General features: G+C 61.8%; 13 protein-coding genes. 10 read left to right on the top strand and 3 right to left on the bottom strand.

Features of this window, described 5'->3' with window-relative positions; genetic code table 11:
• Nucleotides 1-2 precede the first annotated feature (2 nt).
• The 8 genes from MK745_RS10240 to ribD all read left to right on the top strand — a co-directional run bounded on the left by MK745_RS10240 (nt 3) and on the right by ribD (nt 7,639).
• Entirely contained in the window at nt 3-308 is a 306-nt protein-coding gene (locus tag MK745_RS10240; RefSeq protein ID WP_243613196.1) for a hypothetical protein, read from the top strand.
• A gap of 42 nt (nt 309-350) precedes the next feature.
• On the top strand, nt 351-2,300 hold the full coding sequence (gene dnaG, locus MK745_RS10235; protein WP_243613195.1) for a DNA primase: 1,950 nt from the start codon (nt 351-353) through the stop codon (nt 2,298-2,300).
• A 117-nt stretch (nt 2,301-2,417) separates the two neighbouring features.
• A complete protein-coding gene (gene rpoD, locus MK745_RS10230; protein WP_243613194.1) occupies nt 2,418-4,397 on the top strand; it encodes an RNA polymerase sigma factor RpoD in 1,980 nt (659 codons plus the stop codon).
• A 195-nt stretch (nt 4,398-4,592) separates the two neighbouring features.
• Complete coding sequence (locus MK745_RS10225; RefSeq protein ID WP_243613193.1) at nt 4,593-4,853, top strand: hypothetical protein; 261 nt, start codon at nt 4,593-4,595, stop codon at nt 4,851-4,853.
• Between the two features lie 115 nt (nt 4,854-4,968).
• Nucleotides 4,969-5,388 carry a hypothetical protein gene (locus MK745_RS10220; protein WP_243613192.1) on the top strand — a complete coding sequence of 140 codons (420 nt, stop codon included), beginning with the start codon at nt 4,969-4,971 and terminating at the stop codon, nt 5,386-5,388.
• A gap of 56 nt (nt 5,389-5,444) precedes the next feature.
• Complete coding sequence (locus MK745_RS10215; RefSeq protein WP_243613191.1) at nt 5,445-5,864, top strand: secondary thiamine-phosphate synthase enzyme YjbQ; 420 nt, start codon at nt 5,445-5,447, stop codon at nt 5,862-5,864.
• 220 nt (nt 5,865-6,084) lie between these two features.
• The gene (nrdR, locus tag MK745_RS10210) at nt 6,085-6,552 is read left to right on the top strand and encodes a transcriptional regulator NrdR (RefSeq protein ID WP_243613190.1); all 468 of its coding nucleotides are present in this window, start codon (nt 6,085-6,087) and stop codon (nt 6,550-6,552) included.
• Nucleotides 6,553-6,571: 19 nt separating this feature from the next.
• The gene (ribD, locus tag MK745_RS10205; protein ID WP_243613189.1) at nt 6,572-7,639 is read left to right on the top strand and encodes a bifunctional diaminohydroxyphosphoribosylaminopyrimidine deaminase/5-amino-6-(5-phosphoribosylamino)uracil reductase RibD; all 1,068 of its coding nucleotides are present in this window, start codon (nt 6,572-6,574) and stop codon (nt 7,637-7,639) included.
• Here ribD and MK745_RS10200 read toward each other — a convergent pair.
• The 3 genes from MK745_RS10200 to MK745_RS10190 form a co-directional block, all read right to left on the bottom strand.
• Nucleotides 7,636-9,642, bottom strand: coding sequence for a capsular polysaccharide biosynthesis protein (locus MK745_RS10200; protein ID WP_243613188.1), 2,007 nt, complete (start codon nt 9,640-9,642; stop codon nt 7,636-7,638). The genes ribD and MK745_RS10200 overlap by 4 nt on opposite strands.
• The gene (locus tag MK745_RS10195) at nt 9,642-10,730 is read right to left on the bottom strand and encodes a polysaccharide biosynthesis/export family protein (RefSeq protein WP_243613269.1); all 1,089 of its coding nucleotides are present in this window, start codon (nt 10,728-10,730) and stop codon (nt 9,642-9,644) included. Before MK745_RS10195 ends, MK745_RS10200 begins: the two co-directional genes overlap by 1 nt.
• A gap of 147 nt (nt 10,731-10,877) precedes the next feature.
• Nucleotides 10,878-12,170 (bottom strand): capsule biosynthesis protein, encoded by a 1,293-nt coding sequence (locus MK745_RS10190; protein ID WP_243613187.1) that lies wholly within the window; start codon nt 12,168-12,170, stop codon nt 10,878-10,880.
• 125 nt (nt 12,171-12,295) lie between these two features.
• Between MK745_RS10190 and MK745_RS10185 the strand changes: the two genes are divergently transcribed.
• Both MK745_RS10185 and MK745_RS10180 read left to right on the top strand, forming a co-directional pair.
• Nucleotides 12,296-12,883, top strand: a complete 588-nt coding sequence (locus tag MK745_RS10185) for a riboflavin synthase (protein WP_243613186.1) — start codon at nt 12,296-12,298, stop codon at nt 12,881-12,883.
• Between the two features lie 216 nt (nt 12,884-13,099).
• The gene (locus MK745_RS10180; protein ID WP_243613185.1) at nt 13,100-13,312 is read left to right on the top strand and encodes a hypothetical protein; all 213 of its coding nucleotides are present in this window, start codon (nt 13,100-13,102) and stop codon (nt 13,310-13,312) included.
• The last annotated feature ends 1 nt before the right edge of the window (nt 13,313 follow it).

Genomic DNA, 13,313 nt, shown 5'->3' with positions numbered 1-13,313 from the left:
ATATGCGTTTTCTCGTTCCCGTCACCGTCGCTTTTTTCGCCGCGACCCTGTCCCCCGCGCTCGCCGATCAGAAGGCCGAGTGTCAGATGCAGGCTGATATCGTGAACCGGGCAGTGGCACTTCGGCAAGACCGTGTGCGCGAAAAGAAAGCGGTCGAGATGATGAGCTCGGGCGAAGATGCGGCCGTGGCCGCCAGGTACGTTGCCGCCGTGCCGCATATCGTCGATTGGGTCTACAACACGCTCAAGCGCAAAGACCTCAAGAATGATCCGGGCGCGGCCTACTACGAGACCTGCGTCAAGCAGTAAGGGCGTCTGGACGGGGCGCAGCACCGCGCCTATATTCGCTCCATGAGCCTGCCCCCCGGATTCCTGGATGAACTGCGTAGCCGTACGAGCCTGACCCATGTGGTCGGTCGTAAGGTCATGTGGGATCAGCGCAAATCCAATCAGGGCAAGGGCGACATGTGGGCGCCGTGCCCCTTTCATCACGAAAAAACTGCGTCATTTCATGTAGATGACCAGAAGGGCTATTACTATTGCTTTGGCTGCCATGCCAAGGGCGATGCGATTTCCTTTGTCCGTGAGACCGAGAATGTCGACTTTATGGAGGCGGTGCGAATCTTGGCCGAGGAGGCCGGGATGCAGATGCCTGCGCGCGATCCGCAAGCGCAGGAAAAAGCCGATCGACGCACTGAGTTGGCCAATGTCATGGAGCAGGCGGTGCAGTTCTTTCGCCTGCAACTCAAGACTGGCGGCGGCGCGGCGGCGCGCGACTACCTCGATGGGCGAGGATTGTCCGAGGCGGCGCGGGATCGGTGGGAAATCGGCTTTGCACCGGATGGCTGGCAGGGGCTCTGGGACCATCTGACCGGTAAGGGTGTGGCGGAGGATTTGATCCTCGGCTGTGGTCTTGCCAAGCCTTCGAACAAGGGCAAGCGGCCCTATGATACGTTCCGCAACCGGATCATGTTCCCGATCCGCGACGCGCGCGGGCGCTGTATCGCCTTTGGCGGGCGGGCGATGGACCCCAATGACAACGCCAAGTACCTCAACAGCCCCGAGACCGAATTGTTCGACAAGGGGCGCAGCCTTTACAATCACGGGCCTGCGCGAGAAGCGGCGGGCAAGGGCCAACCGCTTATCGTGGCCGAAGGCTATATGGATGTGATCGCGCTTGCCGAGGCGGGGTTCGGCGCGTCCGTGGCGCCGCTTGGCACGGCGGTGACGGAAAACCAGTTGGAACTGTTGTGGCGGATTTCGCCTGAGCCAATCATCGCGCTTGATGGTGATACGGCGGGGCTTCGGGCGGCGATGCGGGTGATCGATCTTGCGCTGCCGCTTCTTGAGGCGGGGAAATCCCTGCGGTTCGCCCTGATGCCAGAGGGGCAGGATCCGGACGATCTCTTGCGCGCCAAGGGGCCCGCGGCGGTTCAGGCCGTGCTCGATCAGGCAAAGCCGATGGTCGATCTTCTTTGGCAGCGCGAGATCGAGGGGAAGGTCTTTGACAGCCCCGAGCGCAAAGCCGCACTCGACAAGACATTGCGTGACAAGCTCAAGCTGATCCGCGATCCGTCGATCCGGGGCCACTATGGCGAGGCGATCAAGGAGCTACGCTGGTCTCTGTTCCGGCCGCAGCGGTCGGTCACGTCGAAGGGACCATTCAAAGGATGGACGCCGAAACCCGTCGTGCAAAGCCATACCAAGGCCTCCATGTTGGCCGCCGCGCAGGGCGCGGTCGAACAGCAATTGCGCGAGGCGGTGGTCTTGGCGGTGGTGCTTTCGACGCCGGAGGTGCTTGACGATTTCGACTATGAGATCGAACGCATGGAGTGCCGCCACTCGGAGAATGCGCGGTTGCGCGACGCTCTGTTGCGCTTTGCCAACACACCCGATCCGAAAGCTGCGATTGAAGGAGCGCTTGGGCCGGAGGCGGTTGAAACGCTCTTGGGGCATCCCCATGTGGCGATTACCCCTGCGGTACGTCATCCGGGCGATGCCGATCTGGCGCGGCAGACGTTGGTCGAGGAATTGGCCAAGATGAAGACGACAAGTGGTCTTCTGGCCGAGGTCGCGGAAGCCGCCGAAGACCTTATGGGGGTTGCAGATGAGGCCGTGACATGGCGTCTTGGTCAAGCGGCGGAGGCGCGCAATAACGCGCTTCGGGTGCGTCAGGAGGACGCCGCCGAGTATGAACAAGCCCCCAATGGCGTGGCAGTAGATCGCGAAGAGCGCGAGGCGCTCGACGCGTTGACCAAGGGAATCGATTTCACCAAGGGCGGACGCGGACGAGGCCGATGAGTCACTTTGGTGAGGAACAGGTAAAGAAAACAGGGTAAACGGGTGTGCGAATCACCAGATCGCGCTATTGATTCGGGTTAAACCGAATCACCCACGCCCTTTCCGCAGGAGCACCGCATGGCCGCAAAAGACACCGACGACCAGAAGCCCGCCGATCAGGAAGCGGAGATCTCGCTCGATATGAGCCAGGCCGCCGTCAAGAAGATGATCGCCGAGGCGCGGGAGAAGGGGTACATCACCTACGACCAGCTCAACCAGGTCTTGCCCCCCGAGCAGGTCAGTTCCGAGCAGATCGAAGACGTGATGTCGATGCTGTCGGAGATGGGCATCAACATCATCGAGGACGAAGAGGCCGAGGAGGAGGAGCAGAAATCCACCGCCGTGGTCGATACTTCGTCGTCCAACCGCGAAGTTGCGCTCGGTTCGGGCACCACCGAGAAACTTGACCGTACCGATGACCCGGTGCGCATGTACCTGCGCGAGATGGGGTCGGTCGAGCTTTTGAGCCGTGAAGGCGAGATCGCGATTGCCAAGCGGATTGAGGCCGGCCGCAACACGATGATTGCGGGGCTTTGCGAAAGCCCGCTGACCTTCCAGGCGATCACCATCTGGCGGGACGAACTTCTGTCCGAGGAGATTCTTCTACGCGACGTGATCGACCTCGAGGCGACGTTTGGCAATCAGATGGGCGAAGATGAGGAAGAACCCGTCGTCGAGACCGCCAATGTCGACAGCGCCCCGAAGAAAGAAGAGCAGGGCCCAGAGCTCGATGCCGATGGCAACCCGATTGCCAAGGATGATGACGATGACGAGGACGAGCAGGCGAACATGTCGCTTGCCGCGATGGAGGCCGCGTTGAAGCCCCGCGTCCTCGAAACTTTGGATCAGATCGCGCAGGATTATGCGCTTCTGTCGGACATGCAGGATGTGCGGATTTCCGCGACGCTTAACGAGGATGACAGCTTCTCGGAAGGCGAAGAGAAGAAGTACCAGAAACTGCGTTCGGAGATTGTGCTTCTGGTGAATGAGCTTCACCTGCATAACAACCGCATCGAGGCGCTGATCGACCAGCTTTACGGGATCAACCGCCGCGTGATGCAGATCGACTCGTCCATGGTCAAGCTTGCCGACCAGGCGCGCATCAACCGTCGCGAGTTCATCGAAGCCTATCGTGGCCGTGAGCTTGATCCCACATGGCTCGACGAAATGGCGCAAAAGCCGGGCCGCGGCTGGCAGATGTTTATGGAGCGCTCGACCGATAAGGTCGAAGAGCTGCGCGCCGACATGGCGCAGGTGGGTCAGTATGTCGGTCTCGACATCTCGGAATTCCGCCGCATCGTGCAGCAGGTCCAGAAGGGCGAGAAAGAGGCGCGTCAGGCCAAGAAAGAGATGGTCGAGGCGAACCTGCGACTGGTGATCTCGATTGCCAAGAAATACACCAACCGCGGCTTGCAGTTCCTTGACCTTATTCAGGAAGGCAACATCGGCCTGATGAAGGCCGTCGACAAGTTCGAGTATCGCCGGGGCTACAAGTTCTCAACCTACGCGACGTGGTGGATCCGTCAGGCGATCACCCGCTCGATTGCCGACCAGGCGCGGACGATCCGTATTCCGGTCCACATGATCGAGACGATCAACAAGCTTGTCCGCACCGGGCGCCAGATGCTGCACGAGATCGGTCGCGAACCGACGCCGGAAGAGCTTGCCGAGAAGCTTCAGATGCCGCTCGAGAAAGTGCGTAAGGTGATGAAGATCGCCAAAGAGCCGATCTCTCTCGAGACGCCGATTGGCGATGAGGAAGACAGCCAACTTGGCGATTTCATCGAAGACAAGAACGCGGTTCTGCCGCTGGATTCGGCCATTCAGGAGAACCTGAAGGAAACGACGACACGGGTGCTCGCCTCGCTCACGCCGCGTGAGGAGCGGGTGTTGAGGATGCGGTTTGGCATCGGCATGAACACCGACCACACGCTTGAAGAGGTGGGGCAGCAGTTCAGCGTGACACGCGAACGGATCCGTCAGATCGAAGCCAAGGCGCTGCGCAAGCTCAAACACCCGAGCCGCAGCCGGAAGCTTCGCAGCTTCCTCGACCAATAGGAAACAAGGCGCCCCGCGGGGCGCCTTTTTCGTTGCCGGGAAAGAGCGGAAAAGCGCCGATATGCGGCACGGACCGATCCGAATTTTCGATACAGGATCAGGAGGTTGGTGTATTCCGAGCTATGGCGGCGCGGTTGCCGTCTGCGGCCCTTGTTCCAAGGGGCCGCCGCCATGTTTTCACAAGGAAAATCAGACATGGAAAAAACCAAGACCCCGCTCACCGAAGAGCAAAAAATGCGGCGCCGGGTTGCCCGCCTGATCGGGCGCACCGCCTGGTTCCAGGAATTCAGAGCGCAGCATCCCACAGCCTCCAAGCAGGAGCGTGATGCCGCATGGAAGGACGCTCGCAAAGCGGCGACCAAGCGCGGCGCCCGGCTTGTCAGGGTGCTGGCGAAAAAAGGCTATAGCCTAAGCTACACACCGGTTGAGACAGCGGCCGCTGACGCCGCCGAGTAAACAACGCTGGCCTGCCCCAAAAGGGCGGGCCTTTTCCGTCCAGTGCCGAAGGGTTGGCGTTCGCGGGCTGTGGCACTAGGTAATGAAAAGGCATTGGAAAGAGAGGGCCGTTACAATGTGGAACCCGTTGAAGGCCGCGGTTGCGTTCTGCCTTGTCGCCAGCACAGGGACGGCCCAAACGATGCGTCCGGATCCGACGTGGAAAATCAACCCGCTGCCGGGAGATGCGCGTTTCGAAGTGGTTGAAGGCTTGCAAGGTGGCGATCTTCGGATCTGGTGCGAAGCAGGGCGCTATGCGTTGCGGGAGCTTGGGGCTGGCGCCACGGATCGTCTCTATGTTGAGACCCCGCGCGCAGTGGCCAAGACAGAGCGCGGCTATGGGGTTGGGTTTACCCTTGCGCCGAGTGCTGGTCTTCTTGCCAATGCGGCGCGGCCGGGGGACGGCGGCAACTACTCGTTACGGTTTGATTTCGCCGGGTTCAACATCTCGGTTGGCAATGCGCGCGGGCTTTGCACTTACGAAATGGATTGGTAGGCCGCAGTCGGGCAAAATCGCTGGGCAAGGGGCGGACGCTCTGGCAGGGTTGCGCCATGCAGACTGTGTTTCAGATTTCAACGCGGGGGCAGGGCCTCTACGAGTTCACCGGTGATGTCACCACTTGGGTGCGCGAGGCGGGACAGGTGGATGGTGTTTTGACGCTTTTCGTGCGCCACACCTCTTGTTCTCTGTTGATCCAAGAGAACGCGGACCCCGAAGTGCAAACAGACCTGCGGAATTTCTTTCATCGGCTCGTGCCACCGACGACCGATCCGTCGATGGCCTATCTGACGCACACCTATGAAGGCCCTGATGACATGCCGGCCCATATAAAGGCGGCGATGATGCCGGTCTCCCTCTCCATCCCGGTCAGTGGAGGGCGGCCTGTCCTTGGCACATGGCAGGGCATTTACCTTTTTGAACATAGAAATGCGCCGCATACGCGAAGCGTAGCGGCGCACTTGGGACGTTGAATTGGAATTCGGGGCGGGAAACCCCTGTCTTACATTTAGAGATAGCTCTGACGCGACAGAGTTACAGGGGGAAAGGCAAAGATTTTTCCCTCTGTCGCTTATCTTGGGGGTCTATTTCCCCTCTACCCAAACCCTAGCGGCTCGCCTATAGTGCCTGTGGATAAGTTGGGAGCATACCCAACACCCAATGAGGCGGAAAAGACGAGAGAAGGGGAAGGCCATGCGCTGCCCGTTTTGCGGAAATATCGACACACAGGTAAAGGACTCGCGGCCAGCCGAGGACCATGTCTCCATCCGGCGGCGCCGGTTCTGTCCGGCCTGCGGCGGACGGTTCACGACTTATGAGCGGGTGCAGCTGCGCGATCTGGTGGTCGTCAAGACCAATGGCCGCCGCGAAGATTTCGACAGAGACAAGCTCGAGCGGTCGATCCGCATCTCGATGCAGAAACGCCCGGTCGAGCCGGAGCGTATCGACCAGATGATTTCCGGCATCGTGCGCCGGCTTGAGAGCATGGGCGAGACGGATATTCCTTCGAAGACGATCGGCGAGATCGTGATGGAAGCCTTGGCGCGGATTGATACCGTCGCCTATGTGCGCTTTGCCAGCGTCTACAAGAATTTCCAGGCAGCAGACGATTTCGACAAGTTCGTCTCGGAACTGCGGCCCGAGCCGCCGGTGGAGGGATAAACTGTCCGACCGTCGCTATATGGCGCTCGCTCTTGAACTGGGGCGGCGGGGTCAGGGGCGCACCTGGCCCAACCCGGCGGTGGGCTGTGTCCTTGTGAAAGAGGGGCGGATCGTCGGGCGCGGCTGGACCCAGCCGGGCGGCCGGCCGCATGCGGAACCTGTGGCGTTGGCGCAGGCCGGTGCCGCGGCGAAAGGGGCGACGGCCTATGTTACGCTCGAACCCTGCGCTCATCATGGCAAGACACCGCCCTGCGCCGAAGCGCTCATCGCGGCAGGGGTGGCGCGCGTTGTCGTGGCGCTTGAGGATCGCGACGACAGGGTGTCTGGCAAAGGGTTCGAAATGCTACGCGCGGCGGGGATCGTTGTTGAGACGGGTGTCTGCGCCGAAGAGGCCGCGCGCGATCTCAAGGGGTTCTTCCTACGCGTTGACGAGGGGCGCCCCTTCCTGACATTGAAACTCGCGGCGTCGCTCGATGGGCGGATTGCCACGGCGACAGGCGAGAGCCAGTGGATCACCGGGCCAGAGGCGCGACGCATGGTGCACGCCATGCGCGCGCGCCATGATGGGGTGATGGTCGGCGCGGGCACGGCGCGGGCGGACGATCCTTCGCTCACGGTGCGCGATCTTGGCGTTTCGCATCAGCCGGTACGCATTGTGGTGTCACGGCGGCTCGATGTGCCGCTTATGAGCAATCTCGCCAAGACGGCCAAGGATGTGCCGGTTTGGATCGTGCATGGCGAAGACGCAGATCCGACCTTGCTTCGGACTTGGGAAGATCTTGGGGCTGAGCTCTTGGTTTGCGAGCGTGAAGCGGGGCATCTTGCGCCTGCGGGCGTGTTGCGGGCGCTAGGGGAAAAGGGCCTGACGCGGGTGTTCTGCGAAGGCGGCGGGGCCTTGGCGGCGTCGCTTCTTGGTGCGGGGGTTGTGGATGAGCTCGTGACCTTCAACGCCGGGATGGCGCTTGGCGCCGAAGGCTATCCGGCGATTGGCGCGATGGGCGTGGAGCGGTTGGGCGCGGCGCCGCGCATGCGCCTTGTCGAGCAGCGGCGCTGTGGCGCGGACCTGATGGCTATTTGGCGGCCTTAGCGGCGCCAGAGGGCGGCTTTTGAGGCAAACACGCCCTGAAGTTTTGACACAAGACGATTGGCAAGGCCCGGATGCGGGATAGCGCCCGTGGCGAGACGGTCGAGGATCGTCTCGACGGGGCAAGGACGACCAGTCATCGGGTCGAGATAGCGCGGATAGTCGATCAGCGCGGCATGGACGAGACCGAGAAGCGGCACATCGACCCCACGCCGTGCCGGAACCGGACCGCGATCCTCTGTGAGGCCCCAACCGGCATAGAACGGTGCGCCAAAGGTGACCACCCGTCGCCCGCGCATGAGCGCCTCGAACCCGGTGCCGGAGGTCATGGTCCAGACCTCGTCCACGGCGTCGAGCAGGCGCGCCATATCGACGTTCTCAACGATCTGATCCGCAAAGGCTTCTGCGTCAGGTACGGCCCCGACGCGGAGACCTGCGCTCACGTCCGGGTGCGGCTTGTAGAGGATTACGGCGTCTGGGTTGGCGGCGCGCACTTCGGCAAGGAGGGCAGAATTGGTGCGGATCGCGCCTGCGCCAAGAAGGATTGAGGCGTCGTCCTCGACCTGTCCGGGCACAAGGATGCGACGGCCCTCGGGCAGATCGGGGAGATCGGTTCCGATATTATACTTGCTCAGACCAAGGCGACCCACGGCGTCGACAAGGCGTTCGGCGCGCAGGGATTGGTCAGGGCGCAATTCGGCGCGCTCGGCGATGAGCGCCTCAAGGCGGCTTGGGCCTGTGGGATCATAGTAGATGCCGAGGTCGTCCAGCGCGAGAGAGAGCGGCGGCACCAATTCCGCGCCAAGTCCGCGCGAGCGCAGAAATCCATCTTCGACCCGCACCGCGCCTTCCGGCCCGTCCTTCAGGCCCCAGACCATCTCGCGCCGCGCGCTGGCGGGCTTGTCGAACGTGACGGGGGTGTGGCGGCCAAAGAAACGCTGAAGCGGGCGGCGCTTCCAGAGCCGCATACCATGCGCGTTCCATCCCTTGTGATCCTCACGCCAGGCGCGCGCCTCGGCCTCGAGCTGGTCGATCACCGTTTCGATCTCGCAGAGTGCATCCCGGCTCGGGTCATACCAGAGCGGGTAGAGGATCATCGCGGCGGCAAAGAGCTGTGCGCGTGTCAGGCTGCGCTGGCGGCGAGGGACGGGGCGTTCGTCAGTCGTCAGGCCCCAGCCCGCGTAGAAGGGCTGGCCAAAGACGCGCGGTTTGTGCCCGGAAAAGATCGCCTCGAAGCCGATTTGTGAGGAGACGGTATAGACCCCGACCGCGCCTTCGAAGAGCGCCCAAGGGGAATAGGGCGCATCGATGAGAGTCACGCGGTCGGTCTCGTCCTCGGCATTGAAATATCCGGGGCGATGGCCCTGCGCGGTCTCGGGGTGGGTCTTGATGAGGACGCGGCAGCCGGGGTGTTCCTCCTGCGCGAAGACGAGCATCTCGCGGAAGGCGGCGTCGTCGGCACCGCTCGCCGTGACGGAGGCGTCGCCGCGCGTCTGGTCGATCACGAGGACATAGCCCGGTTCGGGATGTGGCAGGGTCGGATCGACGGCGCAATACTTGGTCAGGTGCGCTTCGCGGATGCGAGCGATGGCGGCGCGGGCGCGGTTGAGGAGCGCGGTATCGTCAAGTGGAGCGGTCGCGAGAAGCGTCTCGAGATCGGTCGGCTCGCTGGGGTCGAAATGCGGCGCGGTGCTGTCGAGGAAGAGCCCCATGGGGGGCTGCTTGCCCGCACGTCCGGGAAAGAGTGAACGCAGGAAGGCGTCTTCGACGAAAAGGCGCCCGGTGCCGTGTTTCTCGGCCATGGCAAGACCGCGCCATGCGGTCGGGCTTTGGCCCCAGATCGCAACGAGATCGTCCTCGCCGGGCCGCCCTATGCGAAGGTCATACCCGGCAAGAGAGAGCATCCGACGCAAGCGCCTCTGTAAGAAGAAGCCGCCGTTGAATGCGAAAAGCCGCCGGCGCATCTCTGCGTCGGCGGCGTGCGGCGCGGTGGGCGCCGGTGTCATTAGTTGAGGCCACCGAACGAACCGATGGTATCGGCCGAAGTGAGTGTACCGGTGAAGGCTGCAATGGTTTTGTTCCACGTGGTGATCGGCGCTTCGGTCACATAGAGCGTATCACCGTCGCGCACCACGAAGTCACGCGCCACGAACATGCCGTTCGGGCGGGTGAGGTCGAGCACGTAGACCATGCGCTGTGCCCCGACGAGATCGTTTCGGCCAAGCACTTGGTTAGAGATGTCCTCGGCCTCGTTGCGGAAGATGAAGACGCCTGTCGGATCGCCGACCGCGGCTTGGATGCCGCCAACCTGGGCGATGGCTTCGATGGCGGACATGTTCTTGGTTTCGAAATTCACACGGCTCTGGGCGCCGGTGGCACCAAGCGAGGTAAAGGCGCGGGTGTCTTCCTCGATCAGGATACGGTCGCCGCCGCGCAGCGCGATGTCGAGTTCGGGGTTTTCATAGAGATCCTGAAGCCAGATCTGGCCCCGTGTGTTGCCGCGCAACACGGTCACACGGGCAATTTCGGGCGCGATGGTCACACCGCCGGCCTTGGCGAGCATCGCCGAGAGCGTGCGGGTCGGCCGTTCGATGGGATAGACGCCCTGGCCGCCGATGGAGCCGACAAGCGACACGGTCGCCCCGTCGCCCGCGACACGGCGGACTTCGACCTGTGGATCGGGGGTTTGTTCTTCGAGCTTGCCGCTGATGACGCGACGGATCGATTCCGGGGTGTTGCCCGCGGCGCGGATGCGGCCCGCGTAAGGCACGAAGATAAATCCTGCGCCATCGACCTGCACCTCGTTCAGCACGGCCGCGACCTGCCCCTCGGGGCCAAGCAGCGGCTTGTCGACGTTTTCCCAGATGGTGAGCGAGAGGATGTCACCGGGTCGGATCGTATCGGAGCCAAGCTGGCTGGCGCGTTTGAAGTTTTCGGAAAAGCCAAGCGCCGGGACCACTGCCGTGGTGCGTGTCACACGGTCATTGACTGCCACGATAAAGGCGTCGCCTTCGCGTTGCACAGACCCCGCGTAGATTTCCCGTTTGTTCGGACCTGCCCTCGGCAGAAGGTCACACGACGAGACCATGGACATAGCCGCCATGATCGCCACGGCTTTCGCCCAGCGTTTTGCCAAGATTTTCACTGCTCGGTCTCCTCGACCTATTATTATTCTGCCTTAGGCTTTTTCTCTAAACTACCGGAATCCGAAATGAAAATCCAGCGCTAGACCTAGTGTGCGTCACTTTACCAAACGCAACAATTGCCTTGGGGCGGCCTTGCCAGACTTCAGCGCGTCATAGGGATCCTCTGACGATAGCATCATGTCGACCAAGTGGCGCATCAACAAACGACGTCCGCGCGCAGAGTAGAACCCGCCCGCGATCTGGCTCGTTTCGAGCAGGAAGCGGCGATAGGTCTTGTAGGCGCGGGAGTTCGGGCGCACCGCGGCGGCGAAGAACTCGGGCAGGGGCTGATCGCTGACGAATTCCGGCTTGTCAAAGACCGCCTTGCCGAAAAGCCGGATCGGGATGCCGCGCCAGAGCACCTGTTGCGCGGAGGTGGAGTTGACCGTGATCGCACTCCGGGTTTCGTTGAGAAGCTGTGCGAGCTTGCCGCCCCGCACATAGTGCACGCGGTCGCAGAGGTTGTGCAGGCGGCAGAGGCGTTTCAACTCACGCCGGACCGGGGCGCGGCCATCTTCGAGAGGATGGGCCTTGAAGACGAGATGATGATGGGCCGGGGCACTTTGGGCGAAGGCTGTCATCACCAGTTCGAGGAACTCGGTCATGGAGTTGAAAGGGGAGTGCTCTTGAAAGCTGCTATCATGCTCGAGCTGCAGGAGGACGAGGTGATAGGGTGCGCCGCCATACTTGATCCGAAGCGTCGCGATGCGGCGTTCGATCGCGTGGAACGGCATCAGCAGCAGGCGGCGGAGGTAGAGTTGAAACTCACGCGCGACCGAGAGGGCGCGGTGAGGGCGGAAGTTGCGGTAGGCATGGTTCGTGAACATGACGAACCAATGGTAGAGCGCACCATAGAAGACATGATGGCGCATATCGCCCCAATGGCCGGGCGGCAGGGGAATGTCCGTGTCGGAGCCTTCGAGTGCCGTGCGCATGTCGTCGATGGACATCTCCATCAGGCGCGAATGGCCGTTGGAACCGTCGCGTTCATAGGTGATCCAGTAGGGGCGCAGGTAGCCTTCCTCAAACACATGCACCGTCAGCCCGGCGGTGCGGGCGCGTTCGATGGCCGTCGCATGGATACTACGTACATCCCCGTAGAGCACGATATCGGTCACGCCTTTTTCGGCAACGATGGCATCGAACCGATCGGCCCAATCCTCTTGCGGATCGGTGTATGGGATGTAGGTCTTGCGTTCGGGCCAGAAGACACGGTCCCCGGCATTAAATCCGACGCGCCAGACAGAGGCGCCAGACCGGCGCAACATCTTGCCCAGCTTATGAAAAAAAGGACCGTGCGGGCCTTGGAGGAACAGGAAGACCCTGTTGCTGCCACTCGAAATTGCCATGTTGATCTGCTTATCTACAAATTCTTGCCAACAGGTTAGCGTGTTCGAATGGCAAAAGTAAGGCGTCTTGCGGAGGCGGGGGACGCGGGGTAGGTCTGGGGCAGGTTGTCCAGGGAGAGCAGGGAATGTTCACAGGGATCATTACGGATATTGGTGAGGTGCGGGCGCTGGAGAAGCGCGGCGATCTCAAGGCGCGGATCGGCACCGGATATGACACGGCTACGATCGATCTTGGCGCGTCGATTGCGAGCGATGGGGTATGTCTCACGGTGATCGAGATCGGCCCCGATTGGTATGATGTCGAGATCAGCGCCGAGACCGTCTCCAAGACCAACCTAGGGGATTGGCAGGTTGGCAAACGAGTCAATCTTGAACGTGCGCTCAAGGTCGGCGACGAGCTTGGGGGGCATATCGTGTCGGGCCATGTGGATGGTGTGGCAGATATTGTGGCGATGAACGACGAAGGGGATTCCACCCGCGTGACGCTCCGGGCGCCGGAAGCCCTTGCGAAGTTCATTGCGCCGAAAGGGTCGGTGGCGCTCAACGGCACCTCGCTGACGGTCAACGAGGTTGAGGGCTGCGACTTTGGGATCAACTTTATCCCGCACACCAAGGACGCCACCACATGGGGCGATGCGAAGGTCGGAGACCGGGTCAATCTTGAGATCGACACGCTTGCGCGCTATGTCGCGCGGCTTGCCGAAATGCGCTAGAATCCAACGTCGGTATCACGTCGGTATTGCGTCTGTATCGCGGTGGTGCAGCGTTTCGCAGTGCCGGTAGGCGGCGTTCTGGCGCGCCTCGTGGATTGATGCGTTTTGGTCAGCACGATCGGCGACTTTTCTATTGATCACGGAGAGTGTTTGTCGGAGGACTTGGGCGTGGAATGAGCCGGGCCCCGGTTTGTACGAGTAGCAAGGAAAAGCTCAATGAAGACCCTCAAACTTTCGTCCTGCATGTTGGCAATGCTCGCGTTGGTCGCGTGCCAAAGCACCACGACGCCGAAGCAGTCGCCGACCCCGGAGCAAAAAGCAGAGCTGGAGCAAGCCCGTGCGGACCTCATCAAGGCGGAATGCGCACTCTATGCAGAGGCGAAGAAGAACGACCCGGACTTTGATCTGCCCGAGGGCTGCGAAGAGTAAT

The organism is Shimia aestuarii (assembly GCF_022814865.1).
Taxonomy (GTDB): Bacteria; Pseudomonadota; Alphaproteobacteria; order Rhodobacterales; family Rhodobacteraceae; genus Shimia; species Shimia aestuarii_A.
This window is presented reverse-complemented; position numbering and strand designations above follow the sequence as displayed.